This is a genomic window from Ramlibacter sp. (assembly GCF_036676645.1).
Classification (GTDB): Bacteria; Pseudomonadota; Gammaproteobacteria; order Burkholderiales; family Burkholderiaceae_C; genus Ramlibacter.
Map to the genome: position 1 here is coordinate 50,405 of NZ_JAKFCM010000093.1, position 26,273 is coordinate 76,677.

Annotated in this window: 25 protein-coding genes; 11 read left to right on the top strand and 14 right to left on the bottom strand. The window is 68.9% G+C overall.

The window, feature by feature from the left end; all coding sequences use genetic code 11:
* The first annotated feature begins 5 nt into the window (after positions 1-5).
* Positions 6-803 carry an IclR family transcriptional regulator gene (locus tag V6M57_RS13695; RefSeq protein ID WP_332815554.1) on the top strand — a complete coding sequence of 266 codons (798 nt, stop codon included), beginning with the start codon at positions 6-8 and terminating at the stop codon, positions 801-803.
* 100 nt (positions 804-903) lie between these two features.
* Here V6M57_RS13695 and pbpG read toward each other — a convergent pair whose 3' ends face one another.
* From pbpG to V6M57_RS13735, 8 genes are all read right to left on the bottom strand, one after another.
* Entirely contained in the window at positions 904-1,956 is a 1,053-nt protein-coding gene (pbpG, locus tag V6M57_RS13700) for a D-alanyl-D-alanine endopeptidase (RefSeq protein WP_332815555.1), read from the bottom strand.
* Between the two features lie 114 nt (positions 1,957-2,070).
* On the bottom strand, positions 2,071-3,609 hold the full coding sequence (locus V6M57_RS13705) for a 2-isopropylmalate synthase (protein WP_332815556.1): 1,539 nt from the start codon (positions 3,607-3,609) through the stop codon (positions 2,071-2,073).
* A 10-nt stretch (positions 3,610-3,619) separates the two neighbouring features.
* A complete protein-coding gene (leuA, locus tag V6M57_RS13710) occupies positions 3,620-5,314 on the bottom strand; it encodes a 2-isopropylmalate synthase (RefSeq protein WP_332815557.1) in 1,695 nt (564 codons plus the stop codon).
* Positions 5,315-5,520: 206 nt separating this feature from the next.
* The gene (gene pssA / locus V6M57_RS13715; RefSeq protein WP_332815558.1) at positions 5,521-6,339 is read right to left on the bottom strand and encodes a CDP-diacylglycerol--serine O-phosphatidyltransferase; all 819 of its coding nucleotides are present in this window, start codon (positions 6,337-6,339) and stop codon (positions 5,521-5,523) included.
* A 77-nt stretch (positions 6,340-6,416) separates the two neighbouring features.
* Positions 6,417-7,310, bottom strand: a complete 894-nt coding sequence (locus V6M57_RS13720) for an MBL fold metallo-hydrolase (protein ID WP_332815559.1) — start codon at positions 7,308-7,310, stop codon at positions 6,417-6,419.
* A gap of 169 nt (positions 7,311-7,479) precedes the next feature.
* On the bottom strand, positions 7,480-8,496 hold the full coding sequence (ilvC, locus tag V6M57_RS13725; RefSeq protein ID WP_332815560.1) for a ketol-acid reductoisomerase: 1,017 nt from the start codon (positions 8,494-8,496) through the stop codon (positions 7,480-7,482).
* 123 nt (positions 8,497-8,619) lie between these two features.
* On the bottom strand, positions 8,620-9,111 hold the full coding sequence (gene ilvN, locus V6M57_RS13730) for an acetolactate synthase small subunit (RefSeq protein WP_332815561.1): 492 nt from the start codon (positions 9,109-9,111) through the stop codon (positions 8,620-8,622).
* Between the two features lie 164 nt (positions 9,112-9,275).
* Positions 9,276-11,063: an acetolactate synthase 3 catalytic subunit gene (locus V6M57_RS13735; RefSeq protein WP_332815562.1), complete on the bottom strand. Its 1,788-nt coding sequence runs from the start codon at positions 11,061-11,063 to the stop codon at positions 9,276-9,278.
* Positions 11,064-11,327: 264 nt separating this feature from the next.
* Between V6M57_RS13735 and V6M57_RS13740 the strand changes: the two genes are divergently transcribed.
* Genes V6M57_RS13740 through V6M57_RS13760 form a run of 5 tightly spaced genes read left to right on the top strand, consistent with a single transcriptional unit; the run spans position 11,328 to position 14,282 of the window.
* On the top strand, positions 11,328-11,894 hold the full coding sequence (locus V6M57_RS13740; RefSeq protein ID WP_332815563.1) for an RNA polymerase sigma factor: 567 nt from the start codon (positions 11,328-11,330) through the stop codon (positions 11,892-11,894).
* Positions 11,891-12,313, top strand: coding sequence for a DUF3619 family protein (locus V6M57_RS13745; protein WP_332815564.1), 423 nt, complete (start codon positions 11,891-11,893; stop codon positions 12,311-12,313). The genes V6M57_RS13740 and V6M57_RS13745 overlap by 4 nt, the downstream gene beginning before the upstream one ends.
* Positions 12,313-13,023, top strand: a complete 711-nt coding sequence (locus tag V6M57_RS13750) for a DUF3106 domain-containing protein (RefSeq protein WP_332815565.1) — start codon at positions 12,313-12,315, stop codon at positions 13,021-13,023. Before V6M57_RS13745 ends, V6M57_RS13750 begins: the two co-directional genes overlap by 1 nt.
* Before the next feature lie 10 nt (positions 13,024-13,033).
* A complete protein-coding gene (locus V6M57_RS13755; RefSeq protein ID WP_332815566.1) occupies positions 13,034-13,591 on the top strand; it encodes an RDD family protein in 558 nt (185 codons plus the stop codon).
* A gap of 13 nt (positions 13,592-13,604) precedes the next feature.
* On the top strand, positions 13,605-14,282 hold the full coding sequence (locus V6M57_RS13760) for a TIGR00730 family Rossman fold protein (RefSeq protein ID WP_332815567.1): 678 nt from the start codon (positions 13,605-13,607) through the stop codon (positions 14,280-14,282).
* Between the two features lie 41 nt (positions 14,283-14,323).
* Here the strand turns inward: V6M57_RS13760 and V6M57_RS13765 are convergent, their stop codons facing one another.
* Positions 14,324-14,662 (bottom strand): P-II family nitrogen regulator, encoded by a 339-nt coding sequence (locus V6M57_RS13765; protein WP_271234749.1) that lies wholly within the window; start codon positions 14,660-14,662, stop codon positions 14,324-14,326.
* An 18-nt stretch (positions 14,663-14,680) separates the two neighbouring features.
* Positions 14,681-16,345, bottom strand: coding sequence for an NAD+ synthase (locus V6M57_RS13770; protein ID WP_332815568.1), 1,665 nt, complete (start codon positions 16,343-16,345; stop codon positions 14,681-14,683).
* Here V6M57_RS13770 and V6M57_RS13775 point away from each other — a divergent pair.
* Positions 16,344-17,531, top strand: coding sequence for a GNAT family N-acetyltransferase (locus V6M57_RS13775; RefSeq protein ID WP_332815569.1), 1,188 nt, complete (start codon positions 16,344-16,346; stop codon positions 17,529-17,531). The genes V6M57_RS13770 and V6M57_RS13775 overlap by 2 nt on opposite strands.
* Here V6M57_RS13775 and ppa read toward each other — a convergent pair.
* Positions 17,528-18,070, bottom strand: a complete 543-nt coding sequence (ppa, locus tag V6M57_RS13780; protein ID WP_332815570.1) for an inorganic diphosphatase — start codon at positions 18,068-18,070, stop codon at positions 17,528-17,530. The genes V6M57_RS13775 and ppa overlap by 4 nt on opposite strands.
* 222 nt (positions 18,071-18,292) lie before the next feature.
* On the opposite strand from ppa, the gene V6M57_RS13785 reads away from it, so the two are divergent.
* The 3 genes from V6M57_RS13785 (at position 18,293) to V6M57_RS13795 (ending at position 22,869) form a co-directional block, all read left to right on the top strand.
* Complete coding sequence (locus V6M57_RS13785; RefSeq protein ID WP_332815571.1) at positions 18,293-20,461, top strand: sodium-translocating pyrophosphatase; 2,169 nt, start codon at positions 18,293-18,295, stop codon at positions 20,459-20,461.
* Between the two features lie 124 nt (positions 20,462-20,585).
* A complete protein-coding gene (locus V6M57_RS13790) occupies positions 20,586-21,404 on the top strand; it encodes a metal-dependent hydrolase (protein ID WP_332815572.1) in 819 nt (272 codons plus the stop codon).
* Between the two features lie 31 nt (positions 21,405-21,435).
* Positions 21,436-22,869, top strand: a complete 1,434-nt coding sequence (locus tag V6M57_RS13795; protein WP_332815573.1) for an aldehyde dehydrogenase family protein — start codon at positions 21,436-21,438, stop codon at positions 22,867-22,869.
* A 38-nt stretch (positions 22,870-22,907) separates the two neighbouring features.
* On the opposite strand, the gene V6M57_RS13800 is transcribed toward V6M57_RS13795, so the two are convergent.
* Genes V6M57_RS13800 through V6M57_RS13810 form a run of 3 tightly spaced genes read right to left on the bottom strand, consistent with a single transcriptional unit; the run spans position 22,908 to position 25,398 of the window.
* Positions 22,908-23,498 carry a hypothetical protein gene (locus V6M57_RS13800; protein ID WP_332815574.1) on the bottom strand — a complete coding sequence of 197 codons (591 nt, stop codon included), beginning with the start codon at positions 23,496-23,498 and terminating at the stop codon, positions 22,908-22,910.
* A complete protein-coding gene (locus V6M57_RS13805) occupies positions 23,495-24,691 on the bottom strand; it encodes a M48 family metallopeptidase (protein ID WP_332815575.1) in 1,197 nt (398 codons plus the stop codon). The genes V6M57_RS13800 and V6M57_RS13805 overlap by 4 nt, the downstream gene beginning before the upstream one ends.
* Positions 24,688-25,398: a hypothetical protein gene (locus V6M57_RS13810; protein WP_332815576.1), complete on the bottom strand. Its 711-nt coding sequence runs from the start codon at positions 25,396-25,398 to the stop codon at positions 24,688-24,690. The genes V6M57_RS13805 and V6M57_RS13810 overlap by 4 nt, the downstream gene beginning before the upstream one ends.
* 111 nt (positions 25,399-25,509) lie before the next feature.
* Here V6M57_RS13810 and V6M57_RS13815 point away from each other — a divergent pair, with 111 nt between their 5' ends.
* Positions 25,510-26,271 carry an SDR family oxidoreductase gene (locus V6M57_RS13815; protein ID WP_332815577.1) on the top strand — a complete coding sequence of 254 codons (762 nt, stop codon included), beginning with the start codon at positions 25,510-25,512 and terminating at the stop codon, positions 26,269-26,271.
* The last annotated feature ends 2 nt before the right edge of the window (positions 26,272-26,273 follow it).

Genomic DNA, 26,273 nt, shown 5'->3' on the forward strand with positions numbered 1-26,273 from the left:
CCCGCATGAGAAAGACCGACAGCGGCGTCGCCGCAACCCCCACCATCCAGGTCATCGAGCGCATGTTCGCGCTGATCGACGTGCTCGCCTCCCGCGAGGAAGCCGTCTCCCTCAAGGAGATCAGCGAGAAGACCGGCCTGCACCCGTCCACCACCCATCGCATCCTCAACGACCTGGCCGTGGGCCGCTTCGTCGATCGCCCCGAGGCCGGCAGCTACCGGCTGGGCCTGCGGCTGCTGGAGCTGGGCAACCTGGTCAAGGCACGCCTGAACGTGCGTGATGCGGCGCTGGTGCCCATGCGCGAGCTGCACCGCACGATCCTGCAGCCGGTGAACCTGTCGGTGCGCCAGGGCGACGAGATCGTCTATGTCGAGCGCGCCTACAGCGAGCGCTCCGGCATGCAGGTGGTCCGCGCCATCGGCGGCCACGCGCCGCTGCACCTGACGTCCACCGGCAAGCTGTTCCTGGCCGCCGACGAGCCGCAGCGCGTGCGCGCGTATGCCACCCGCACCGGCCTGGCCGGCCACACGCGCAACAGCATCACGCAGCTGCCCGTGCTGGAGCGCGAACTGTCCAAGGCGCGCCAATACGGCATTGCGCGCGACAACGAGGAACTGGAACTGGGCGTGCGCTGCATGGCCGCCGGCATCTACGACGACCAGAGCCGGCTGGTGGCGGGCCTGTCCATCTCCGCCCCGGCCGACCGGCTCGACGAAGGCTGGCTCAGCAAGCTGCAGTCCACCGCCAACGAAATCTCCGCCGCGCTGGGGTACAAGCCACCCCAAACGGCGAAAGCGGCCTGAGAAGGGCGGGCCGCACAAAAGGACACGGCGCCGACGGCGCCGTGTTTCCTGTTGGAGCGTAGCGGGATGCTCGCCGTGTTTCCTGTTGGAGCGCAGCGGATTACCCGCTCACCTGCCGGATCACCGCCGACTCCGAGGACTTCGTTGCCGCCGGCGCATTCGATTCCACCCAGCGGCGCACCCGCTCGGCATCGCCGAGCCGGCTCAGCTTGCCGGCCGAATCCAGGAACACCATGATGACCTTCCGGCCTGCCACCTTGGCCTGCATGATCAGGCACTGGCCGGCCTCGGAGATGTAGCCGGTCTTCTGCAGGCCGATCTCCCAGTCGGGGTTCTTCACCAGCCGGTTGGTGTTGTTGTACTGGAGCGTCCGTTTGCCCACGGCCACTTCGTAGCCCGGCGACGTGGAGTATTCGCGCAGCAGCGGATCCTGGTAGGCGGCATTGGCCAGCCGGGCCAGGTCGTGCGCGCTGGACTGGTTGCGGCTGGACAGGCCGGTCGGCTCCACGTACTGCGTGTCCTTCATGCCCAGCTGGCGCGCCTTGGCGTTCATCAGCTGCACGAACACGTCCATCCCGCCCGGATAGGTCCGGCCGAGCGCGTTGGCGGCGCGGTTCTCGCTGGACATCAGCGCCAGGTGCAGGGCCTCGCCGCGGGTGATGCGGGTGCCCACGCGCAGGCGCGAACGGCTGCCCTTTTCGGTGTCCACGTCGTCCTGCGTGATGGTGATCTCTTCGTCCAGGGGCAGCTTGGCCTCGCTGACGATCAGGCCCGTCATCAGTTTGGTGAGCGAGGCGATCGGCAGCACGGCCTGCTCGTTCTTGGAGAACAGCACCTCGCGCGTGTCCTGGTCGATCACCAGGGCGACGCTGGACTTGAGATCGAGTTCGTCAGGGGTGCCCTGCAGCCCGGCCAGGTGGCCGTAGGAAGGACGCGGGGTCTGCGTGATCACCACCGAGCGCCTTTTCTTGCTGACGCTGGCCTTGACCGCGCGCTTGGCGGTGGTCGTGCGGTGCTTCTTGGCGACCGTCCCCTTGCGCGCGCCCGCTTCGGCGGGCGTGGGCGCAAGCGCGAAAACGACGATGACGGCGGTGAGCGTGCACAGGACGCGTGTCAAGGTCCTGGCCAGGGCCTTCGGCAAGGTGGGTTGCATCCGGTCTCCTATTCGTCTCTTGTTGCAAGCCAGGCCCTGGATCTTGTAAAAGTTACACAAGATCAACGACTTAGGCAGGGAACCTCAGCTGGGACGAATTATATGGACACAAACCTAACCTTGCGCAGCCACCCGATCAGCTTTACTTTGTAACTTGTTGAGGGCACTCAGATATGCCTTGGCCGACGCCACCACGATGTCGGGGTCTGCCCCGATGCCGTTGACCACCCGGCCGGAGTTCTGCAGGCGCACCGTCACCTCCCCTTGGCTTTCGGTGGACCCACTGATGGCGTTGACCGAATACAACACCATCTCGGCGCCGCTGCGGACATGGCTCTCGATCGCCTTGAGCGAGGCATCGACCGGGCCGTTGCCGTCGGACTCCCCGCGCACTTCCCGGCCATCGGCCGTGAACACGACCACGGCGTGCGGCCGCTCGCCGGTTTCGCTGCGCTGGCTGAGCGAGACCAGGCGGTAGGTCTCCTGCTCCTGCGTGACCGTCTCGTCGCCGACCAGCGCGAGGATGTCCTCGTCGAAGATCTCGCTCTTGCGGTCGGCCAGTTCCTTGAACTTCGCGAACGCGGCATTGATCTCGCCTTCGCTGTCCAGTTGCACGCCGAGCTCCAGCAGGCGCTGCTTGAAGGCGTTGCGCCCCGACAGCTTGCCCAGCACGATCTTGTTGGCGCTCCAGCCCACGTCCTCGGCCCGCATGATCTCGTAGGTATCGCGTGCCTTGAGCACGCCGTCCTGGTGGATGCCGCTGGCGTGGGCGAAGGCGTTGGCGCCGACCACGGCCTTGTTGGGCTGCACCACGAAGCCGGTGGTCTGGCTGACCATGCGGCTGGCCGGCACGATGTGGCGGGTGTCGATGTCCACCTCGAGGCCGAAGTAGTCCCTTCGGGTCTTGACGGCCATCACGACCTCCTCGAGCGAGCAGTTGCCGGCGCGCTCGCCCAGCCCGTTGATCGTGCATTCCACCTGGCGCGCGCCGCCGATCTTGACGCCGGCCAGCGAGTTGGCCACCGCCATGCCCAGGTCGTTGTGGCAGTGCACCGACCAGATCGCCTTGTCGGAATTGGGGATGCGCTCGCGCAGGGTCCGGATGAAGTTGCCGTACAGCTCGGGCACGGCGTAGCCCACGGTGTCCGGCACGTTGATGGTGGTGGCACCCTCGGCGATGACGGTTTCCAGCACCCGGCAGAGGAAGTCGATCTCGCTGCGGTAGCCGTCCTCGGGCGAGAACTCGATGTCGCCGCACAGGTTGCGGGCGAACCGGACCGACTGCTTCGCCTGCTCCAGCACCTGCTCCGGCGTCATCCGCAGCTTCTTCTCCATGTGCAGCGGCGAGGTGGCGATGAAGGTGTGGATGCGGGCCCGGGCCGCGCCCTTGAGTGCCTCGGCCGCGCGCGAGATGTCGCGGTCGTTGGCACGCGAGAGCGAGCAGACCGTGGAGTCCCGGATGGCGCTGGCGATGGACTGCACGGCCTCGAAGTCGCCGTTGGAGCTGGCGGCGAAGCCAGCCTCGATGACGTCGACCTTCAAACGCTCGAGCTGCCGCGCGATGCGCAGCTTTTCCTCGCGCGTCATGGAGGCGCCGGGCGACTGCTCGCCGTCGCGCAGGGTGGTGTCGAAGATGATCAGCTTGTCGGCCATGTCTGTTTCCTCACTTCGCCGCCGCGAACTCCGGCTCGTCGCAGCGGGCGGTGGTCGCGCGCGCCCGCTGCAGGCCGGACACGATGGCCCTGAGCGAGGCGGACACGATGTTCGCATCCTGCCCGACACCGAACAAGGTGCGCTCGCCCACCCGCAGCTCCAGGTAGGCGACCGCCTGCGCGTGGGCTTCGGCACCGATCGCGTGCTCGCGGTAGTCGAGCACCCTCACGGTCTCGCCGGTGGCTGCGGACAGGCCCTGCACGAAGGCGTCGATCGGGCCGTTGCCGGTTCCCTGCAGCTTCAGGTCCTGGCTGCCGAGCTTCACTTCGGCGGCGATCGTGACCCGGCCGTCGTCCCCTTCCTCGAGCACCTGGTGGCGCAGCGCGATCCTGCTGCCCAGCCCGTACTCGCGCTCGAACAGCCCATGGATCTCGCGGGCGGTGAGTTCCTTGCCGCTGTCGTCCATCACGGCCTGCACCACCTGGCTGAACTCGATCTGCAGCCGCCGCGGCAGTTCCAGCCCGTATTCGGTCTCCAGCAGGTAGGAGATGCCGCCCTTGCCGGACTGGCTGTTCACGCGGATGACCGCTTCGTAGCTGCGCCCCAGGTCCTTGGGGTCCAGCGGCAGGTAGGGCATGTCCCAGGCGTCGCCTTCCCTGCGCGCCGCGAACGCCTTCCGGATCGCATCCTGGTGCGAGCCGGAAAACGAGGTGTAGACCAGGTCGCCGGCGTAGGGGTGGCGCGGGTGCACCGGCAGCTGGTTGCAGTGCTCCACCGTGCGGCGGATCTCGTCGATGTCCGAGAAATCGAGGCCGGGGTCCACGCCCTGCGTATAGAGGTTGAGGGCGACGTTGACCAGGTCCAGGTTGCCGGTGCGCTCGCCGTTGCCGAACAGGCAGCCTTCCAGGCGGTCGGCGCCCGCCATGACGGCGAACTCGCCGGCCGCCGTGCCGGTGCCGCGATCGTTGTGCGGGTGCACCGACAGCACGATCGAATCACGCCGCGCCAGGTGCCGGTGCATCCACTCGATCATGTCGGCGAAAATGTTGGGGGTGGAGTGCTCCACCGTCGAGGGCAGGTTGACGATGCACTTGCGCTGCGGGGTGGGCTGCCACACCTCGGTGACGGCATCGACCACCCGCTTGGCGAAGGCCACTTCGGTGCCGGAGAACATCTCGGGCGAATACTGGAACACCCAGTGCGTCTGCGGCTGTTCGGCGGCCAGTTCCCTGAACAGCCGCGCCTGGCCGGTCGCGAGTTCGACGATGCCGTCTTCGTCCAGTCCGAGCACCACCTTGCGCATCACCGGCGCCGTGGCGTTGTACAGGTGCACGATCGCCCGGCGCGCCCCGCGCAGCGACTCGAAGGTGCGCCGGATCAGCGGTTCGCGCGCCTGCGTCAGGACCTGGATGGTCACGTCGTCGGGGATCAGGCGCTCGTCGATCAGCTTGCGCACGAATTCGTATTCGACCTGCGAGGCCGAGGGAAAGCCGACCTCGATTTCCTTGAAGCCGATCCTGACCAGCGCCTGGAACATGCGCAGCTTGCGCGCGATGTCCATGGGTTCGATCAGCGCCTGGTTGCCATCGCGCAGGTCCACGCTGCACCACACCGGCGGACGGGCCAGCACCGCGTCCGGCCAGGTCCTGTCCTTCAGGCCGACGGGGGCGAAGGGGCGGTACTTGGCGGCGGGGTTCTTCAGCATGGGCATGATCGTCTTTCGTCAGGGGGGAGAACCAGCAGCCACAAACGAAAACGGCCCGCTGCTGGTGCATACGGGCCGTCGAGGCTGGTGCTTGCGCGCGCGCTACCGTCTCCGCCCGGAGGGGATTAGCAGTAGGGCCAGCGCAATGCGGTTCATGAGCAACGAATGTAGCACAGGATTCCTGCCTCGTCGGTCCGGGGGCTTTCCTAGCGGTGCAGGCCGCGTTCGTCGGGTTCGTCGGTGGACGTGCTGATGACGCTGGTCTGCAGGCCCTTGGCCTTGCGCCAGCCATACATCACGTAGCCGGAGAGCCCGTAGATGCAGAACAGGACGAACAGCACCACGGGCGGATCGATGTTGATCACGGCGATGCCCAGCGCGATCAGCACGATCACGACGAACGGCACGCTCTTCTTCATCCCGATGTCCTTGAAGCTGTAGAACGGCACGTTCGTCACCATGGTCAGGCCGGCATACAACGCCATGGCAAACATCACCCATACCATCTCGTAGCCCTTGACGCCGTAGTCGTTCATCAGCCAGATGAAGCCGGCCACCAGGGCCGCGGCGGCGGGGGACGGCAGCCCCTGGAAGTAGCGCTTGTCGACCACGCCGGTGTTGACGTTGAAGCGGGCCAGGCGCAGCGCGGCACACGCGCAATAGACGAATGCGGCGATCCAGCCCCAGCGGCCCAGCCCCTTGAGTGCCCACTCGTAGGCGATCAGCGCCGGCGCCGCGCCGAAGGACACCATGTCCGAGAGGGAGTCCATCTGCTCGCCGAACGCGCTCTGGGTGTTGGTCATGCGGGCCACGCGCCCGTCCAGGCTGTCCAGCACCATGGCCACGAACACCCCGGCCGCGGCCATGTCGAAGCGCTGGTTCATCGCCATCACCACCGCATAGAAGCCGCCGAACAGCGCCGCCAGGGTGAACAGGTTGGGCAGGATGTAGATGCCCTTGCGCCGGCGGCGCACGACGATGCCTTCTTCGGGAGAGTGGTCGCTGTGGACGGGGCCATCGTGCATGGCCGAGAGTGTAAGGGCGACGGGGCGGCTCTCCGGCCGCGGGGCCTGCCGCGCCCGGAGCACGAAGGCGCCGCTGCTCAGGCCCGCCAGAACACGTCCCCCTCGGACCGGACGATTCCCTGCGCGACCAGTTCATCCAGGTGCATGCGGATGCTGTTGCGCTCGGCGCATTCGAGATAGGGCACGTCGAATCCCTGCGGGTAGAGGATTCGCCGTTGCGCCAGTTGCGCCAGGGTTTGCGGCCCATCGTGCAGGTAGTCCAGCAGGGTTTGCGTCCGCTCCTCGATGCGTCGTGCGAATCGTTCCAGGTGCCCGAGGAATCCAGCCCGGTCGGTCAGCACGGCGCGATGGTGCGAAGTCACCCAGATCCTCGCGTCGAGGTCGGCCACCGAGCGCAGGCTGCGGCGGAAGGCCGTCAGGTCGGAAGTGGCGTCGCCGTAGTACGGCCCGAAACCGGTGAGGTCGATGTCGCCGATGAACGCCAGTCCCACGCCCTCCACCACCAGGGCGCAATGGCCGGCGGTATGGCCCGGCAGGTGGTGCGCCCGGACCGTCACGCCGCCGCCCAGGTCCCATGAGGCGCGGTCGGCATAGCCGGTCGCGTCCGGGCGGGGAGCGTAGTGGAAATCGCGCTCCAGGACCGGGCGGAAGGCCGACAGCACGTCGTGCGGATAGCCGTAGTGTCGCGCGAGCCCTGCCCACGACTGCGCGGCGGCCAGGTCGGCCTCGTGCACCTGCACCTGCGCGCGCGGCACCCGGTGCAGCCCGGCCATGTGGTCCTCGTGCACGTGGCCGAGGATCACCAGGTCGACACCATCGAAGGTCGGGCCGATGCGGTTGGACACGAGCGGCGTGTCGAACGCGACCCGCGTGTCGCTGCCCTGCACCAGCACCTGGTTGCCATCGGGGTACTTGCCGGCTTTGTCGCCGAGGAAGATCGAGACGGGTCCGAAGCGCAGGGAGGGGTCCATGTGTCGGGGCCGGTGTTCTGGCGGACTGTAGCAAGGCCAGGCCAATGGGAAAGGGCGGCCTTTCGGCCGCCCTTCTGGATCCCCGCTTCACGGGGTGGCGCTTCGCGCTCCCTAGATCCCCGCATTCGCGGGGATGACCTCGCGTGCGGCCTGCGGCCGCGCGGCGAAGTCAATTGCGGGTCTGGTCGACGAGCTTGTTCTTCTTGATCCAGGGCATCATCGCGCGCAGCTTCTCCCCGACCACTTCGATCTGGTGCTCGGCGGTCAGGCGGCGGCGCGATTGCAGGGTCGGCGCGCCAGCGCGGTTTTCCAGGATGAAGCTCTTCGCGTACTCGCCCGTCTGGATGTCCTTCAGGGCCTGGCGCATGGCCGCACGGGTCTCGTCGTTCACGATCTTCGGGCCGGTCACGTACTCGCCGTACTCCGCGTTGTTGGAGATCGAGTAGTTCATGTTGGCGATGCCGCCCTCGTAGATCAGGTCCACGATCAGCTTGAGCTCGTGCAGGCACTCGAAGTACGCCATCTCGGGGGCGTAGCCGGCTTCCACCAGCGTCTCGAAGCCGGCCTTGATCAGCTCGACGGTACCGCCGCACAGCACGGCCTGCTCGCCGAACAGGTCGGTCTCGGTCTCCTCGCGGAAGTTGGTCTCGATGATGCCGGCCTTGCCGCCACCGTTGGCCATGGCGTACGACAGCGCGAGGTCGCGCGCCTTGCCGCTGCGGTCCTGGTGCACCGCCACCAGGTGGGGCACGCCGCCACCCTGCGTGTAGGTGCTGCGCACGGTGTGGCCCGGCGCCTTGGGAGCGACCATCCACACGTCCAGGTCGGCACGCGGCACGACCTGGCCATAGTGCACGTTGAAGCCATGGGCGAAGGCGAGCGAAGCGCCCTGCTTGATGTTCGGCTCGACATCGTTCCTGTAGACGGTGGCGATCTGCTCGTCGGGCAGCAGGATCATCACCACGTCGGCCATCTTCACGGCCTCGGCCACCGCCGCGACCTTCAGGCCGGCCTTTTCGACCTTGGGCCAGGAAGCGCCGCCCGGGCGCAGGCCGACCACGACCTTCACGCCGCTGTCGTTCAGGTTCTGCGCATGCGCATGGCCCTGCGAGCCGTAGCCGATGATGGCGACCGTCTTGCCCTTGATCAGGCTCAGGTCGCAGTCCTTGTCGTAGTAAACCTTCATGGTCTCTCCAGGAAAAAAGCGAAATTCAGTGACTTGGGTCCAGTGCCACCGCGGAACCGGCTTTGCCGGGCCGCTGGTGGCGCCCCCTTGAGGGGGAGGCGCCGCAGGCGCTTCGGGGGTGGGTCATACCCGCAGGACGCGCTCGCCGCGGCCAATGCCGCTGGCGCCCGTGCGCACGGTCTCGAGGATGGCGGTGCGGTCGATGGCTTCCAGGAAGGCATCGTTCTTGGACTGCACGCCGGTCAGCTCGATGGTGTAGCTCTTCTCGGTGACGTCGATGATGCGGCCGCGGAAGATGTCGGCCATGCGCTTCATCTCCTCGCGCTCCTTGCCCACCGCGCGCACCTTCACCATCATGAGCTCACGCTCGGTGTAGGCGCCCTCGGTCAGGTCGACCACCTTGACCACCTCGATGAGCCGGTTCAGGTGCTTGGTGATCTGCTCGATCACGTCGTCCGAGCCCGTGGTCTGGATGGTCATGCGCGACAGCGACGCGTCTTCCGTCGGTGCGACCGTCAGCGATTCGATGTTGTAGCCGCGGGCCGAGAACAGGCCCACGACGCGGGAGAGTGCGCCGGGTTCGTTCTCCAGCAGCACGGCGATGATGTGTTTCATGTGCGATTCCTCTTTTCGCCGCCCTCCCCCGGTGCCGGTAAGCCCCGGGCTTGGCGGGCAATAGATTCGTCTTCGGTCCGGGAGCATGCCACCGAGGCTCGACCCGCCATCCATCGCTGTTCGTGGATCGCGGCCCAGGACCGGGATGACGTGCCCCTGGGCCGTTAAAGGTCTTCGCTCCCCACCAGCATCTCGGTGATGCCCTTGCCCGCCTTGACCATCGGCCAGACGTTCTCGGTGGGATCGGTGCGGAAGTCCATGAAGACCGTCCGGTCCTTGAGCTTGCGCGCCTCGCGCAGCGCCGGCTCCACGTCCTGCGGCTTCTCGATCAGCATGCCCACGTGGCCGTAGGCCTCGGCCAGCTTGACGAAGTTGGGCAGTGCGTCCATGTAGCTGTGGCTGTAGCGGCCCTCGTAGTCGAGTTCCTGCCACTGGCGCACCATGCCCAGGTAGCGGTTGTTCAGCGAGATGATCTTGATCGGCGTGCTGTACTGCAGGCAGGTCGACAGCTCCTGGATGCACATCTGCACCGAGCCCTCGCCGGTGATGCAGTACACCTCGGAATCGGGCTTCGCGAGCTTGATCCCCATGGCGTAGGGGATGCCCACGCCCATGGTGCCCAGGCCGCCCGAATTGATCCAGCGGCGCGGCTCGCGGAACTTGTAGAACTGCGCCGCCCACATCTGGTGCTGCCCCACGTCGGAGGTGATGTAGGCGTCGGCGTCGCGCGTGAGGTTCCACAGCGTCTCGATCACGTGCTGCGGCTTGACCACCTCGCGGTTGGCCCGGTCGTACTTCAGGCAGTCGCGCTTGCGCCAGCCGTCGATGGTTTCCCACCACGCCGCGAGCGCCTGCGGATCGGGCCTGGCGCCCGACTCGCGGATGTGGGCCGCCAGGTCGGCCAGCACTTCCTTGACGTCGCCGACGATGGGGACGTCGACCTTCACCCGCTTGGAGATGCTGGACGGGTCGATGTCGATGTGGATGATCCTGCGCTCGGCCGAGCCGAAGTGCTTGGGGTTGCCGATCACCCGGTCGTCGAAGCGCGCGCCCACGGCCAGCAGCACGTCGCAGTTCTGCATGGCGTTGTTGGCCTCGATGGTCCCGTGCATGCCCAGCATGCCCAGGAACCTGGGATCGTTGCCGTCGATGGAGCCCAGGCCCATCAGCGTATTGGTGCACGGGCAGCCCAGCAGGTCGGCCAGCGCCCGCAGTTCGGCCGTGGCGTTGCCCAGGATGGTGCCGCCGCCGGCATAGATGTAGGGCCGCCGGGCCGCCATCAGCAGCTGCATGGCCTTGCGGATCTGCCCGCCATGGCCCTTGCGGACCGGGTTGTACGAGCGCATGTCGACCCGGTCGGGATGGCCCTGCCAGGCGGCCTTGTTGAAGGACACGTCCTTGGGGATGTCCACCACCACGGGGCCCGGACGGCCGCTGCGCGCGATGTGGAAGGCCTTCTTCATCACCAGGGCGAGGTCGCGCACGTCCTTGACCAGGAAGTTGTGCTTGACCACCGGTCGGGTGATGCCGACGGTGTCGCATTCCTGGAAGGCGTCGAGGCCGATCGCCGCCGTCGGCACCTGGCCGGTGACGATCACCATCGGGATGCTGTCCATGTACGCCGTGGCGATGCCGGTCACGGCGTTGGTGACGCCCGGCCCGGAGGTGACCAGCGCGACGCCGACTTCACCCGTCGCGCGCGCATAGCCGTCGGCCGCGTGGACGGCGGCCTGCTCGTGCCGCACCAGCACGTGCTGGATGCTGTCCTGCTTGTACAGCGCGTCGTAGATGTGCAGCACGGCGCCGCCGGGATAGCCCCAGACGTACTTGACGCCCTCGGCCTGCAGCGCGCGCACCATGATCTCGGCGCCGCGCAGTTCGGTGGGTGTATGGGGATCGGCGCCGGAGCCGGCCGCCGCCGCGGAGGTGATCTCCGCCTTCGAGATTTCCATGATCAACCTTTCGGGTTTCGGGAACGAAAAACCAGTTGGGTGCCCCTTCGCGAACTCTCGTGAAGCCGCGTCGGGACTTGGAACCCACAGAACATGGACGGGCCGATTGCGCCGCCGGATCCGGGCTCGTTTGCCTGTGACTTGCAGCGCGCATTATGTCACTGCGGCAGCCACAGGCCCAGCCGCAGGGGGCGGATGCCATAATCGCCGCCGCCTCGACCACCCCGACGGCGAGCCGCTGCGCCCCGAAAGGCCCACCGCCCCTTGGCCACCGAACGAGAACTGTCCGACTTCCTCAAGAGCGTCGAAAAGCGGGCCTTCAAGCGCTCCGTCTACCACGTGCGGGACGAGGAAGCGGCGCTGGACATCGTGCAGGAAAGCATGATGAAGCTGGCCGAGCACTACGGCGACAAGCCGGCGGACGAATTCCCGATGCTCTTCCAGCGCATCCTGTCCAATTGCACGCTGGACTGGTTCCGCCGCCAGAAGACGCGCAACGCGCTGTTCTCCAACATGAGCGACTTCGAGCCGGCCTCCGGCGAGGGCGATTTCGACCTGCTGGAAACTTACCCGGTGCTGCAGGATTCCCAGCAGTCGGAGAGCGCCGAGGATGCCAGCCGCCGGGCCGAGGTGCTAAGGGAGATCGAGGCGCAGGTCAAGGCCCTTCCCCCCCGTCAACGCGAGGCTTTCCTCATGCGTTATTGGGAGGATATGGACGTGGCCGAAACCGCCGCGGCCATGGGCTGCTCCGAGGGAAGCGTCAAGACGCACTGCTCGCGGGCAGTCCAGGCCCTCAGCAAGGCACTGAAGGCAAAGGGAATGCAACCATGAATGACGTCACCGCCCTGGCCCAGCCCCGCCAGGACCAGTTCGGCCGCCGGGTCGCCGCCCGGCTCGACGCCGCGGCTGCCGAGTTGCCGCGCGACATCTCCGAACGCCTGCGCGCCGCGCGCGAGCAGGCCGTCTCCCGCCGCAAGACACCCGCGATGCAACCGGCGCGTCCAGCCACGCCCGCCGGAAACAGCCAGGCCGCCCTGCGCGGGCCGGACCGCTTCAGCCCCTGGCAGCGCATCGCGCTCGCGCTGCCCATCGTCACGCTGGTCGCCGGGCTGGTGACCATCCACGTCGTGCAGGACGAGCGCCGTGCCACCGAGGTGGCCGAGGTCGACGCGGACCTCCTCACCGACGACCTGCCGCCCGCCGCCTACGCCGATCCGGGATTCGTCCAGTTCCTGAAGACCAGCCGCTGATGCAAGGGCACCACTGGCACACCGGGTGCTGCCCGGGCAGCAGCCGGCTCGGCCGGCGCGGGGCGCGCACGCTGGCCGTGCTCGCCTTCTGCGCGCTGGCTCTGCACGGGCCGCTCGCCCAGGGTGGCACCTCCTCGACCGCCGCGTCGGCCGCCCCCTCAGGGGCCACGAAGGCGCCCGCCACGCGCGTCGCGCAGGCCGGCCGCAGCCGGGCGGGCGCCGAAAGGCGCTCCGGCTGGACCGAGCTCAGCGCCGACCAGCGGCAGGCGCTGCAGCCCCTGTCCGGCGCCTGGCCCACCCTGAGCGAAGCACAGAAGCGCAAGTGGCTGGCCCTCTCGCGCAACTACCAGCGCATGTCGCCCGACGACCGGGCCCTGCTGCACAGCCGCATGACCGACTGGGTGGCCCTCAGCCCCCAGCAGCGCACCCAGGCCCGCCTGAATTTCGCCGAAACCCGGGGCCTGTCGGCCGACGACAAGAAGGCCAAGTGGGAGGCCTACCAGGCCCTCTCGCCGGAGGAAAAGAGCAGGCTGGCAGCCGGCGCTCCTGCGCGCACGCCGCCCGCGGCGGCAGCCATCAAGCCGGTCCCTGCGCAGAAGCTGGCCAAGGTTCCGCGCGGCAATCGCAAGGCGAAGCCGCCTCGCATCGCGGCTTCCGGTTCGCCGGCCCCCGTGCAGCCGCACTCGCCGGCGCCGGACGGCCCCAACTAGCCGCTTGCCGATGACGCATCCGCCGGGCCCCGCCCGAGGCACGGGCGTTTCCACGCCCGCTGTCCCCGACCTCACCGCGCCCCCGCTGCGCCGCCGCATGGCCTGCTGGGTGTACGAGGGCATGCTGCTGTTCGCCGTGGTGTTCGTGGCCGGCTGGCTGTTCAGCACGCTGGGGCAGGTGCGCAGCGGCATGGATGAGCGCCGCCACCTCCTGCAGGCTTTCCTGTTCGTGGTGTTCGGCATCTACTTCGCCTGGTTCTGGAGCCGGGGCCAGACGCTGGCGATGAAGACCTGGAACATCCGCGTCGTCGATCGGGCCGGCCGTCCGCTGGCCCAGGGCCGCGCCTTGCTGCGTTACCTGTGCAGCTGGCTGTGGTTCATGCCGCCGCTGCTGGCCCTCGCCCCGTTCCGGCTCGGGGCCGGCGAGTACGCGGTGGTCGTGTTCGGCTGGGTGGCCATCTGGGCGGTGCTCAGCCGGTTCCACCCCCAGCGCCAGTTCTGGCACGACGCCCTGGCCGGCACGAGGCTGATCACGGCCGGCCCGGCAAGGGCCGCGTCCGGCTCGTAGACAATCGGCTGCCATGTCCCGGTCGCCGCAAGCCCTAGCCCCTGCCATCAATCCGTCCCTGTCGCGCACCGGCTCCGGGCCCGGCCCTGCAGCGGCAGGCCGCCTCAACCCCCCACCGTTTTCCATCTGCGTGTACTGCGGCTCGCGCACCGGCCTGGCCGAGAGCTTCGTGCAGGCGGCCCGCGACGTGGGCCGGTGGATAGGCGCACGCGGCGGGCAGCTGGTCTATGGCGGCGGCAACGCCGGACTGATGGGCATCCTGGCCGATGCCACCCTGGCGGCCGGCGGCACCGTCATCGGCGTGATCCCGCAGGCGCTGGTCGACAAGGAGTACGCCAAGCACGACTGCACCGAGCTGCACGTGGTCGCCAGCATGCACGACCGCAAGCGGATCATGGCCGAGCGGGCCGGCGCCTTCCTGGCGCTGGCCGGCGGCATCGGCACGCTGGAGGAGCTGTTCGAAGCCTGGACCTGGCGGCAGCTGGGCTACCACGCCAAGCCGGTGGGGATCCTGGATACCGCGGGCTACTACGCGCCCCTGCTCGATTTCCTGCGCAGCAGCGTGGCGCACGGCCTGATGAACGACTGGCAGATGGACCTGGTGCGCATCGCCGGCGAGCCCGAGCCGCTGCTGCAGGCGCTGGTCGACGAGTCCACGCCGGCGTCGGCGCAGGACCTTTCGCAAATCTAGGGCGGCGGGCCTGCGCCCTCCCTTTCGGCGGAAGGGCGCCCTCAGACCGCCGATTCGTCGGTCTCGCCGGTCCGGATGCGCACCACCCGCTCGACGCTGGTGACGAAGATCTTGCCGTCGCCGATCTTGCCGGTGCGGGCCGCCTTGACGATGGCGTCGACGCAGCGCTCGACGTCGTCGTCCTTGACCACCACCTCGATCTTCACCTTGGGCAGGAAGTCGACGACGTACTCGGCGCCGCGGTACAGCTCGGTGTGGCCCTTCTGCCGGCCGAAGCCCTTGACCTCGGTGACCGTCAGCCCGGTGACGCCGCACTCGGCCAAGCCTTCGCGCACCTCCTCGAGCTTGAATGGTTTGACGATGGCGGTGATCTGTTTCATGGATTCTTTCCTGGGGCCCTAGGCCCCGAACTTTCCAGTTATAGGATAGCGCCAATCCTTGCCGAAGCCGCGGTGCGTGACGCGGATCCCTACCGGCGCCTGCCGGCGCTTGTACTCGTTGATCCTCACCAGCCGCGCCACCCGCTCGACCACCGCGCGGTCGAAGCCCTCGGCCACGATCTGCTCCACGCCCTCGTCCTCCTCCATGTAGCGCGAGAGGATGGCGTCCAGCACCTCGTAGGGCGGCAGGCTGTCCTGGTCGACCTGGTCGGGGCGCAGTTCCGCGCTGGGCGGGCGGGTGATGATGCGATCGGGAATCGGGTGGGCGCCGGTGCCATACGGGTCGTTGGCATTGCGCCAGCGCGCCAGCGCGAACACGCTGGTCTTGAGCACGTCCTTGATCACGGCGAAGCCGCCGGCCATGTCGCCGTACAGCGTGCAGTAGCCGGTGGCCATCTCGCTCTTGTTGCCCGTGGTCAGCACGATGCTGCCGAACTTGTTGGACAGCGCCATCAGCAGCACGCCGCGGATGCGGGCCTGGATGTTCTCCTCGGTCGCGTCCTCCGGCAGGCCCTCGAAATCCTTCGCCAGCGCGGCCTTGAAGGCCTGGAACTGCGGCACGATGGAAATCTCGTCGTAGCGCACGCCCAGGCGGGCCGCCATGTCGCGCGCGTCGATCCAGGAGATGTCGGCCGTGTAGGGCGAGGGCATCATCACCGTGCGCACCTTGTCCCGGCCCAGCGCATCCACCGCGATCGCCAGCACCAGTGCCGAGTCGATCCCCCCCGACAACCCCAGCAGCACGCCCGGGAAGCCGTTCTTGCGGATGTAGTCGTGCACGCCCAGCACCAGGGCATCCCACAGGTCGGCCTCGGGCTCGCGCGCCGACGCCATCGGCGCATTCAGCACCAGGGCCGCTGGCGTGCCGTCGACGTCGACCGTGAACAGGTCCTCGCGGAAGGCCGGCGCGCGACCGGCCAGCGTGCCGTCGGCGGCGACCGCAAACGAGCCGCCGTCGAACACCACCTCGTCCTGCCCGCCCACCAGGTGCGTGTACACGATCGGCAGCCCGACGGCGCGGGCCCGCTCGGCCATCCGCGCAATCCGCTCGCCGCCCTTGCCCATGTGGAAGGGCGACGCATTGATCACCGCCAGCAGCTGCGCGCCGGACTCGGCCGCCAGCAGCGCCGGCTCCTCGAACCAGGCGTCCTCGCAGATGAGCAGGCCCACGTTCAGGTCCCCGACCTGGAACACGCAGCTGCCGCGGCCCGGCGTGAAATAGCGGCGCTCGTCGAACACCTGGTAGTTGGGCAGTTCGCGCTTGGCGTAGGTCTCCAGCACCTTGCCTTCGCTAATGACGCTGGCCGCGTTCAGGCGCCGCTGCACCTGCACCGACCGGCTGCGCACGTCGCCGCCGACCGGGTGGCCGACCACCAGGTGCAGCCCCTTCAACCCCGCCAGTTCGCGGGCCACGGTTTTGACGGCATCATCGCAGGCCGCGATGAACGCCGGGCGCAGGAACAGGTCCTCGGCCGCGTAGCCGCAAATGGAAAGCTCGGGCGTGAGGACCAGCCGCGCCCCGTCCTGGTAGGCCCGGCGGGCGGCTTCGACGATCCTGCGGGCGTTGCCGGGCATGTCGCCCACCACGAAGTTGAGCTGGGCGTTGCAGATCCGGAGGGCCATGTCAGCAGTGCGAAAACAGCCGGACGATTATGTCATTCGACTTCTCCGGGCGCCCGGCGATGTGCCGCGGCGTGCGTGGAACGAACTGCTGGCGGCACAGGATCTGCCCACGCCCTTCATGCGTCAGGAGTACCTGGCGGCGCTGCACGACAGCGGCAGCGCCGCCGCGGCGACGGGCTGGCAGCCGGAGTTCCTGACGCTCTGGCGCGGCGATGCGCTGCAGGCCGCCTGCGCCTTCTGGCTGAAGGCGCATTCGTACGGCGAGTACGTGTTCGACTGGGCCTGGGCCAACGCCTACGAGCAGCATGGGCTGGACTACTACCCCAAGGGCCTGGTGGCGGTGCCGTTCACGCCGGTGCCCGGCTCGCGGCTGCTGGCTCGCGACCGCGCTGCGCGGCGGGCGCTCGTGCAGGCCCTGGTGGCCCTGTGCCGCGGCAACGGACTGTCCTCGCTGCACCTGCTGTTCCTGTCGGATGTCGATGCCGCCGCCTGCGAGGAGGCCGGCCTGATGGCCCGCCACACGGTCCAGTTCCACTGGCTCAACCAGGGGTGGCGGGACTTCGAAGGCTTCCTCGCCGGCCTGGCACAGGACAAGCGCAAGAAGATCCGGCAGGAGCGGCGCAAGGTGGCCGGCGCCGGCGTCAGCTTCCGCGCGCTGCGCGGAAACGCCATCCGCGCAGCCGACTGGGATTTCTTCTACCGCTGCTACGAGCGCACCTACCGCGAGCACGGCAATCCGCCCTACCTGCGGCGCGAGTTCTTCCGGCGCATGGCAATCGACCTGCCAGCGCACTGGGTGCTGTTCATCGCCACGAGAGCGGGCCGCGACATCGCCTGCAGCCTGGTGGCGCTGTCGGACGAGGGGCCCGCGCCGCAAGCCGCCTACGGCCGCTACTGGGGCGCGCTGGAGCGGGTGGACTGCCTGCACTTCGAGGCCTGCTACTACCAGCCGTTGCAATGGTGCATCGAGCACCGCGTCCAGCGCTTCGAAGGCGGCGCCCAGGGCGAGCACAAGATGGCGCGGGCGCTGCTGCCGGTGAAGACGCACAGCGCCCACTGGCTGGCGCAGCCCGCCTTTGCCGATGCCGTGGAGCGCTTCCTGGAACGCGAGGGCGCCGGCATCGACAGCTACATGGAACAGCTGGAAGGGCGCTCGCCCTTCCGCCGCGACGGCGACCGGCCCTAGGCGGCGCGGGGCATGCGCCGGAAGTTCTGGATCCCCTCCAGGACCTCCTTGCGCGCGGCGTCCGGACCCTCCCAGCCCAGCACCTTGACCCACTTGTTGGCCTCGAGGTCCTTGTAGTGCTCGAAGAAGTGGGAGATGGTCTTCAGCCGCAGCGGGTTCAGGTCCTCCGGCTTCTGCCAGTGCGAGTAGATCGACAGCACGCGGTCCACCGGGACCGCCAGCACCTTGGCGTCGTCGCCCGCCTCGTCCTGCATCTTCAGCACGCCCAGCGGGCGGCAGGTGACGACCACGCCGGGAATCAGCGGCACCGGGGTGATCACCAGCACGTCGACCGGGTCGCCGTCGCCGCTGATGGTCTGCGGCACGTAGCCGTAGTTGGTCGGGTAATGCATGGACGTGCTCATGAAGCGGTCCACGAAGATGGCGCCGGAGTCCTTGTCCACCTCGTACTTCACGGGGTCGGCATTCATCGGGATCTCGATGATGACGTTGAAGGCATCGGGGGCCTGGCGGCCCGGCGTGACGTTGTCGAGGGACATGGGTGGGTTCGGGTGGAAGTGAAAACCTAGGACTAACCCTGATTTTACTTTCGCGACCCTTGGGCCAACCGGGCCGTCGCCGGTCCCGGTCGAGTTTGGATTTATAGTCAGCCGGTTGGCCAATCGTCTCCCGACCGGAGGGAAGCGGCGAGGAAGCAACGCAGCGGGGGGACCGCTTGCGGTGCCTCCTCCAAGCAGACAAACGGACAGGAGATCGAAGAAATGAGTGGCAACTCGGCGCTGATACTGGCGCTCGTCTGCGGCCTGGCGGCCGTGGCCTACGGGTTCTGGGCCCGAAGCTGGATTCTCTCGCGCGACCCCGGCAATCCCCGCATGCAGGAAATCGCCGCGGCGGTGCAGACCGGCGCGGCCGCATACCTGGCACGGCAGTACAAGACCATCGCCATCGTCGGCGTGGTGCTGGCCATCCTGATCGGCGTCTTCCTCGATTCGCAGACGGCCATCGGCTTCGTCATCGGCGCGGTGCTGTCCGGCGCCTGCGGCTTCATCGGCATGAATGTCTCGGTGCGCGCCAACGTGCGCACCGCGCAGGCAGCCACCCACGGCATCGGCCCGGCACTGGACGTGGCCTTCCGCGGCGGCGCCATCACCGGCATGCTGGTGGTGGGCCTGGGCCTGCTGGGCGTCTCGGCCTTCTACTGGTTCCTGGTCGGCAACGGCCGCCTCACCCCCGACGCCAGCCTGGCCAACCTGCTCAATCCGCTGATCGGCTTCGCCTTCGGCTCCTCGCTGATCTCCATCTTCGCGCGCCTGGGCGGCGGCATCTTCACCAAGGGCGCCGACGTGGGCGCCGACCTGGTGGGCAAGGTGGAGGCCGGCATCCCGGAAGACGACCCGCGCAACCCCGCGGTGATCGCCGACAACGTGGGCGACAACGTGGGCGACTGCGCCGGCATGGCCGCCGACCTGTTCGAGACCTACGCCGTGACGCTGATCGCCACCATGGTGCTGGGCGCGCTGCTGGTCGGCGCCGCCGCCTCGCAGGCCGTGCTGTACCCGCTGGCCCTGGGCGGCGTTTCGATCATCGCCTCCATCATCGGCTGCTTCTTCGTCAAGGCCAGGCCGGGCATGACCAACGTGATGCCGGCCCTGTACAAGGGCCTGGCCGTGGCCGGCGTGCTGTCGCTCATCGCCTTCTACTTCGTCACCGTCTGGCTGATGCCGGACAACGCGATCAGCGCCAGCGGCTCGCAGATCCGCCTGTTCGGCGCCTGCGCGGTCGGCCTGATCCTGACCGGCCTGCTGGTCTGGATCACCGAGTTCTACACCGGCACCCAGTACTCGCCCGTGCGCCACATCGCGCAGGCCTCCACCACCGGCCACGGCACCAACATCATCGCCGGCCTGGGCGTGTCGATGCGCTCCACCGCATGGCCGGTGCTGTTCGTCTGCCTGTCGATCATCGCGGCTTACTGGCTGGCCGGGCTGTACGGCATCGCGGTCGCCGCCACCTCCATGCTGAGCATGGCCGGCATCGTGGTGGCGCTGGACGCCTACGGCCCGATCACCGACAACGCCGGCGGCATCGCCGAGATGGCCGAAATGCCCTCTTCGGTGCGCGACATCACCGACCCGCTGGACGCGGTGGGCAACACCACCAAGGCCGTGACCAAGGGCTATGCCATCGGCTCGGCCGGCCTGGCCGCGCTGGTGCTGTTCGCCGACTACACCCACAAGCTGGAAAGCTACGGGCGCGCCATCAGCTTCGACCTGTCCGACCCGATGGTGATCGTGGGCCTGTTCATCGGCGGCCTGATTCCCTACCTGTTCGGCGCCATGGCCATGGAAGCGGTCGGCCGCGCCGCCGGCTCGGTGGTGGTGGAAGTGCGCCGCCAGTTCCAGACCATCAAGGGCATCATGGAAGGCACGGCCAAGCCCGAGTACGGTGTTGCCGTCGACATGCTGACCAAGGCCGCCATCCGGGAAATGATGATTCCGTCGCTGTTGCCGGTGGTGGTGCCGATCCTGGTCGGACTGATCCTCGGCCCCAAGGCGCTGGGCGGCCTGCTGATGGGCACCATCGTCACCGGCCTGTTCGTCGCCATCTCCATGTGTACCGGCGGCGGTGCCTGGGACAACGCCAAGAAGTACATCGAGGACGGCAACCACGGCGGCAAGGGCTCCGAAGCCCACAAGGCCGCGGTGACCGGCGACACCGTGGGCGACCCCTACAAGGACACCGCCGGCCCCGCCGTCAACCCGCTGATCAAGATCATCAACATCGTGGCGCTGCTGATCGTGCCGCTGGTGGTGCAGTTCCACGCCGGCGGTGCGGAAACGGCCAAGGCGCAGGCCGCCACGCCGGCCGCCGTGGCGGCTCCGGCTGCCGCCGCGGCCCCGGCCGCAGCACCGGCGGGCGAGACCAAGTAGGCCCGTCGCCCCATGAACGGAAAGGCCCGCCCCGGCGGGCCTTTCCGTTTCCGGCAACCGCCGCCCTTGACTCCGTACGATCCGCCGCCAAGCTTGCACCTGCACCTGTTTGCCGACCCTCGCCATGACCGATCTCGTCGTCCGCCGCCTCCTCGTCGACATGGAAGCGCCCGTCGAGCGCCACTGGTGCGCGGGCGACGCCTTCCGCACCGCGCTGCTGAACGCCTTGTCGATGAGTTTCCCGGTCGGCGAGCAGTTCTTCATCGACAGCGTGCGCGACGGCTTCAAGGCGCTGCCGGCGCCCCTGCAGGACCGGTTTCGCGACGAGGTCCAGGGCTTCGTCGGCCAGGAGGCCACCCACCGGCGCCTGCACGGCCTCTACAACGAGCACCTGGGCCGGCTCGGGCTGGTCAACCGCTGGGAGGCGCGGGCGCGCGACCGCCTGAAGATGATGGAAGGCGTGGACGTGCGCCACTGGCTGGGCATCACCGCGGCCAACGAGCACTTCACCGCCATCCTGGCCGACTGGCTGCTGCACAACCCCGACCTGCTGGGCGACCGCGACCCGCGGCTGGTCACGCTGTGGCTGTGGCACAGCGCCGAGGAGTCGGAGCACAAGGCGGTCGCCTTCGACCTGTACCAGGCGCTGGGCGGCAACCACGACTGGCGGCTGCGCTGGTTCCGGCGCGTGACCGTGTTCTTCCTCACGGACACGCTGCGCCAGACGCTGGGCAACCTGCGGCAGGACGGCACGCTCTGGCGCTGGCGCACCTGGCAACAGGCCGCCTCGTTCCTGTTCGGCCGTCGCGGCCTGGTGCGGCAGACCTTCGGCCCCTGGAAGCAGTACCTGCGGCGCGACTTCCACCCGAACCAGCAGGACAGCTCCGCCTCGCAACGCTGGCTGGCCGCGCACTCGCACCAGTTCGTGCCCGTGGGCCGCTGAGGGTCGACGGGGCTGGCGCACAATCGTCGCCATGCAACTCCACTACATCGCCAACGAAGGCGTCCGCTCCTCCTCCGGCCATACGCTGCCGGTCATCGACCCGTCCGACGGGCAGCCCTTCGACGAACTGCAGCGCGGCAACGCCGAGGACATCGACCTCGCCGTGCAGGCCGCTCGCCGTTGCTACGACAAGGTCTGGAGCAAGCTCAGCGCGGCCGAGCGCGGCCGCCTGCTGATGCGCCTGTCGCACAAGGTCGCCGAGCACGCCGACGAACTGGCGGCGCTGGAGCAGCGCGATTGCGGCAAGCCGACCAAGCAGGCGCGCGCCGATGCCCTGGCGCTGGTGCGCTACTTCGAGTTCTATGCCGGCGCCTGCGACAAGCTGCACGGCGACACCATTCCCTATCTGGACGGCTACAGCGTGCTGACCTGGCGCGAGCCGCACGGCGTCACCGGCCACGTCATCCCCTGGAACTACCCGATGCAGATCTTCGGGCGCAGCGTCGGCGGCGCACTGGCGGCCGGCAACGTCTGCGTGGTCAAGCCCTCGGAGGACGCCTGCCTGTCGCTGATCCGGGTGGCGCAGCTCGCGGCCGAGTGCGGCTTCCCCGCAGGCGCCATCAACATCGTCACCGGCCTCGGCCACGAGGTCGGCGACGTGCTGGCGCGGCATCCCGGGATCGACCACATCAGCTTCACCGGCAGCCCGCGCGTGGGCACGCTGATCCAGCAGGCCGCCGCCGAGCGGCACTGCCCGGTGACGCTGGAGCTGGGCGGCAAGAGCCCGCAGATCGTCTTCGACGATGCCGACCTCGAGGCCGCCCTGCCCGCCGTGATCAACGCCATCGTGCAGAACGCCGGCCAGACCTGCTCGGCCGGCTCGCGGCTGCTGGTGCACCAGCCGCTGTACGAATCGCTGCTCGACCGCCTGGGCAACACCTTCGCCAACCTGCGCGTGGGCCCGGCGGCCATGGACCTGGACGTGGGCCCGCTGATCCGCGCCACCCAGCAGCAGCGCGTCTGGGATTTCCTGTCCGACGCGCAGCACGCCGGCATCCCGATGGTGGCCCAGGGCCAGATCGTCGACGAGGCGCCCGACACCGGCTACTACCAGGCCCCCACCCTGCTGCGCGACGTGCCCGTCAACCACCGGCTGGCCCAGGAGGAGGTGTTCGGCCCGGTGCTGGCCGCGATGCCCTTCAAGGACGAGGACGAAGCCGTGCAACTGGCCAATTCCACCCACTTCGGGCTGGTGGCCGGCATCTGGACGCGCGACGGCGGCCGGCAACTTCGCATGGCCCGGCGCGTGAAGAGCGGCCAGGTGTTCATCAACAACTACGGCGCCGGCGGCGGCGTCGAACTGCCGTTCGGCGGGGTGAAGTCCTCCGGCTACGGTCGCGAGAAGGGCTTCGAGGCCCTGTACGGCTTCACCACGCTGAAGACCGTGGCCATCCGGCACGGGTGAGCGCGCGGGTGGGCAGCGACCCACCAAGCGGCGCCCCGTCAGCCGCGGATGCGCGCGCTGCGCACCACGGCCTCCGCCTTGGGCAGCAGCCGCGGGAAGAAGGCCAGGCGCGGGGCCACGAAGCTGGCGGCAAACAGTTCGTCCTGCCGCACGCTGATCCAGCCGACCCCGCCCAGTTGCAGGTCGTTGCGCTTGCGCACCACGCTGAACTCGAATCGCACCCCCCGCTCGCCCGCAAACTGGAACGGCTCCACCCGGGTGACGCTGACCAGCGAGCCGTCGCTCGAGTACATGGACTCGAACAGGCTCACCAGCTGGTCGGGAGCCATGCCCGCCGCATAGGTGGGCACACGCGGAGCCTTCTGCCCGGCCGGCACGCTGCCCGGCGGCAGCGTCATCAGCGGCTGGCCGGGGCGGATGCCGGCCCACAGGCGCAGCTCGTCCAGGCTGAGGCCTTCCTGGGTCCATCGCTCGTAGGGCTGCGTGTCGCCCGGGATGACGACCTTGTTCCAGGCTTCGGTGAGCTGGATCGCCATGCGCTGGTTGACGAGCTGTTCGCCCTCCACCTTGGCAATGTTGGCGCAGCCGGCAACCAGCGCGGCAAGCAGCAGGGCAATGAGTTTCTTCATGGCTTCAGTTCGGTGAGGTACTGGCGGATCAGCGCGGCATCGACGGCCTGCGGCGCAAGGGCAAGGTACTGCTCGAAGGCGAGCGCCGCGCCGGCCGGATCGGCGAGGCGGCGCAGCACGAGGCCGAGCGAGCGGAAGGCCTCCGTCGGCGGACTCGCGGCGGCGGAGGCGGCGCGCAGATCCTGCCGCGCGAGCTCGAGGTCGCCCTGGCCATCGCGCTGGCGGTAGACCTCGCCGCGAGCGAACTGCACCTGCGCATCGCCCGGCCGGCGCGCCAGCATGCGGCGGAACAGCACCAGGCTTTCCTCGAACTGGCCGCGGCGGATTTCCTCCTGCAGCCAGCCCAGGCGGTGCGGCGCCATCGCCTGCTCGAATTCGTCGGCGCCGATGCGGCCTTCGCCGGCGCCCGCCAGCCGCAGCAACTCGTCGCGCCGGTCGGCTGCAGGCGGGTGCGTGGCCATCATCACGCTGCGTCGCCCGGCGTCCTCGCCGCCGGTGACCTCGAGCTCGCCCAGCAGGTTGTCCCAGACCTGCGCCGCCTGGCGGCCGTCGTAGCCGGCCGCCTGCATCAACCGCATCCCGATCGCGTCGGCGCGCGATTCCTGCTCGCGGCTGAAGGCAAAGCCGCTGGCGACGACGGCCAGGCTGGCGACGGCGCCCGCCAGCCCGAACAGGCCGAGCACCTGGCCCGCCGCGGCCCGGTCCTTGGCGGCACGCAGGAGTTCGAGCTGGTGGCGCTCCAGGTAGTGGCCGATCTCGTGGCCCAGCACGGCCGCGAGCTGGGCCTCGTTCTCCACGCGCAGCAAGAGGCCGGTCCAGATCTGCATCATGCCGTTGGGCGCCATGGTGGCGTTGAACACCGGCGTGCGCACCACGTGCACGCGCACGTCGCGGCAATGCTCGCCGCCCAGGCGGCAGACCAGCTGCTCGAGGTAGGCGGCCAGTGTCTTGTCACGCACCACGAAGGGGCTGCGGCGCAGCCGCGTTTCCTCGCGATCCATCAAGGCCCACAGGCCGCCCTCGTCCGTATCCAGCGCCGGGCGCGCCAGCCGCGCGGGCGGCAGCGTGGGCTCGGCAACCGGCGCCTGGGCCAGCGCCGGCGCGGACAGGCCGGCGCCGCCCAGGCCCAGCGCGGCGCAGTGCCGGCAGGCCGAGCGCAGGAAGGCGCGGCGGCCCTCTTGCGGGTGGCTCATTTCACCGCCGGGAAGCCCTTGAGCAGGGCCTCGACGGTTTCCCGGGCGGGCTCCGCTTCGCGCAGGTCGCCCGAAGCGCGCTGCAGGTTGTTGAACCAGACCACGCGCCCGTCCTTCAGGTCCACCAGCGAGGCATAGGCGATCTGGGCGCCGCCGGAGATGCCCACGCCGAGCAGCGCCAGGGCCACCATGGCGGCCTTGCGCTCGGCACTGGCGTAGCTGTCGCGGATCCAGAAGAACAGCGCGTAGTCGGCGCCCGTCTTCTGGCGCAAGGGCTGCACCGCCTCGCCCAGGGACCAGTCGAGCTTGTCGTCCTTGGTGGGCAGCTTGAGGATGCCCCAGGCGTGGTGGATGAACACGGCGTCGGCCACCGCGCCGTGCAGGGCATTGACCTGGGCGAGTTCGTCCATGTCCGCTTCGCGCAGCTCCGGCACCTGGACCCCCAGGAGCTGGCCCTGGCCGGCCAGGGCGGCCTTGAAGTGCACCTGCGCGGCCTGCGTCCAGTCGGCCCGCGGCTCCTGCACGCCCCCCGCACTGATGGAGAACAGCTCCATGTCGGCCGGCACGATGACCAGGCGGGAATCGGCGGCACGCTGGGTGAAGCCCGGCGCGCGCTGGCGGTCGGACTGGGCGAATGCCCCGGCACAGGCCAGCACCAGCACCGTGAGCAGCGCGCGGCGTGCGCCGGCTGCGATCGCTTGCAACATTCCCGCCTCCCTCCTGAAGCCGGGTGATTCTAGGAGCGGGTCGTAACCAAACCCATCCGTGCGCACCCTCTGTGTTGCCTAGGCAACAATAGCCACCCACAGGAGAACACCATGCGAGTGAAGGACAAATCGATCATCGTCACCGGCGCCGGCCAGGGCATCGGCGAGGGCATTGCCAGGCGGCTGGCCGAGGAAGGCGCGCAGGTCGTCGTCAACGACATCAACACCGCCCTGGGGGAAAAGGTCACGGCGGCGATCCGGGCCGCGGGCGGCCGGGCCTCCTTCCTCGCCGCCGACGTGACGAAGTCGGCCGACATGAAGGCGCTCGTGCAGGCGGCTGTGGACCGGCACGGCAAGCTGGACGTGATGGTCAACAACGCCGGCTGGACCCACCGCAACCGGCCGGCGCTGGAAGTCGGCGAGGAGGAGTTCGACCGCGTCTACGCCATCAACGTGAAGAGCATCTACCTCTCGACCATCCACGCGGTGCCCGCGTTCCGCGCCAACAAGGGCGGCAGCTTCATCAACATCGCCTCCACCGCCGGCATCCGGCCGCGCCCGGGGCTGGCCTGGTACAACGGCTCCAAGGGTGCCGTCATCACCACCAGCAAGTCGCTCGCGGCCGAGTTCGGCCCCGACAACATCCGGGTGAACTGCATCAACCCGGTGTTCAACCCCGACACCGGCCTGTCGGCCGAGTTCGCCGGCGGGCCGGTGGACGAGGCCCGCCGCGCGAAATTCCTCGCCACCATCCCGCTCGGGCGCTTCTCCACGGCGCTGGACGTGGCCAATGCCGCGCTGTACCTGGCCAGCGACGAGGCCGCCTTCATCTCGGGCGTGTGCATCGAAGTGGACGGCGGGCGCTGCGTCTGATC

What these genes read in the sequence shown, in the direction of transcription:
- V6M57_RS13695 (WP_332815554.1), top strand. Translation starts at nt 6, where the DNA reads ATGAGAAAGACCGACAGCGGCGTCGCCGCAACCCCCACCATCCAGGTC.
- pbpG (WP_332815555.1), bottom strand. Translation starts at nt 1,956, where the DNA reads ATGCAACCCACCTTGCCGAAGGCCCTGGCCAGGACCTTGACACGCGTC.
- V6M57_RS13705 (WP_332815556.1), bottom strand. Translation starts at nt 3,609, where the DNA reads ATGGCCGACAAGCTGATCATCTTCGACACCACCCTGCGCGACGGCGAG.
- leuA (WP_332815557.1), bottom strand. Translation starts at nt 5,314, where the DNA reads ATGCTGAAGAACCCCGCCGCCAAGTACCGCCCCTTCGCCCCCGTCGGC.
- pssA (WP_332815558.1), bottom strand. Translation starts at nt 6,339, where the DNA reads ATGCACGATGGCCCCGTCCACAGCGACCACTCTCCCGAAGAAGGCATC.
- V6M57_RS13720 (WP_332815559.1), bottom strand. Translation starts at nt 7,310, where the DNA reads ATGGACCCCTCCCTGCGCTTCGGACCCGTCTCGATCTTCCTCGGCGAC.
- ilvC (WP_332815560.1), bottom strand. Translation starts at nt 8,496, where the DNA reads ATGAAGGTTTACTACGACAAGGACTGCGACCTGAGCCTGATCAAGGGC.
- ilvN (WP_332815561.1), bottom strand. Translation starts at nt 9,111, where the DNA reads ATGAAACACATCATCGCCGTGCTGCTGGAGAACGAACCCGGCGCACTC.
- V6M57_RS13735 (WP_332815562.1), bottom strand. Translation starts at nt 11,063, where the DNA reads ATGGAAATCTCGAAGGCGGAGATCACCTCCGCGGCGGCGGCCGGCTCC.
- V6M57_RS13745 (WP_332815564.1), top strand. Translation starts at nt 11,891, where the DNA reads ATGAATGACGTCACCGCCCTGGCCCAGCCCCGCCAGGACCAGTTCGGC.
- V6M57_RS13750 (WP_332815565.1), top strand. Translation starts at nt 12,313, where the DNA reads ATGCAAGGGCACCACTGGCACACCGGGTGCTGCCCGGGCAGCAGCCGG.
- V6M57_RS13755 (WP_332815566.1), top strand. Translation starts at nt 13,034, where the DNA reads ATGACGCATCCGCCGGGCCCCGCCCGAGGCACGGGCGTTTCCACGCCC.
- V6M57_RS13760 (WP_332815567.1), top strand. Translation starts at nt 13,605, where the DNA reads ATGTCCCGGTCGCCGCAAGCCCTAGCCCCTGCCATCAATCCGTCCCTG.
- V6M57_RS13765 (WP_271234749.1), bottom strand. Translation starts at nt 14,662, where the DNA reads ATGAAACAGATCACCGCCATCGTCAAACCATTCAAGCTCGAGGAGGTG.
- V6M57_RS13775 (WP_332815569.1), top strand. Translation starts at nt 16,344, where the DNA reads ATGTCAGCAGTGCGAAAACAGCCGGACGATTATGTCATTCGACTTCTC.
- V6M57_RS13770 (WP_332815568.1), bottom strand. Translation starts at nt 16,345, where the DNA reads ATGGCCCTCCGGATCTGCAACGCCCAGCTCAACTTCGTGGTGGGCGAC.
- ppa (WP_332815570.1), bottom strand. Translation starts at nt 18,070, where the DNA reads ATGTCCCTCGACAACGTCACGCCGGGCCGCCAGGCCCCCGATGCCTTC.
- V6M57_RS13785 (WP_332815571.1), top strand. Translation starts at nt 18,293, where the DNA reads ATGAGTGGCAACTCGGCGCTGATACTGGCGCTCGTCTGCGGCCTGGCG.
- V6M57_RS13790 (WP_332815572.1), top strand. Translation starts at nt 20,586, where the DNA reads ATGACCGATCTCGTCGTCCGCCGCCTCCTCGTCGACATGGAAGCGCCC.
- V6M57_RS13795 (WP_332815573.1), top strand. Translation starts at nt 21,436, where the DNA reads ATGCAACTCCACTACATCGCCAACGAAGGCGTCCGCTCCTCCTCCGGC.
- V6M57_RS13800 (WP_332815574.1), bottom strand. Translation starts at nt 23,498, where the DNA reads ATGAAGAAACTCATTGCCCTGCTGCTTGCCGCGCTGGTTGCCGGCTGC.
- V6M57_RS13805 (WP_332815575.1), bottom strand. Translation starts at nt 24,691, where the DNA reads ATGAGCCACCCGCAAGAGGGCCGCCGCGCCTTCCTGCGCTCGGCCTGC.
- V6M57_RS13810 (WP_332815576.1), bottom strand. Translation starts at nt 25,398, where the DNA reads ATGTTGCAAGCGATCGCAGCCGGCGCACGCCGCGCGCTGCTCACGGTG.
- V6M57_RS13815 (WP_332815577.1), top strand. Translation starts at nt 25,510, where the DNA reads ATGCGAGTGAAGGACAAATCGATCATCGTCACCGGCGCCGGCCAGGGC.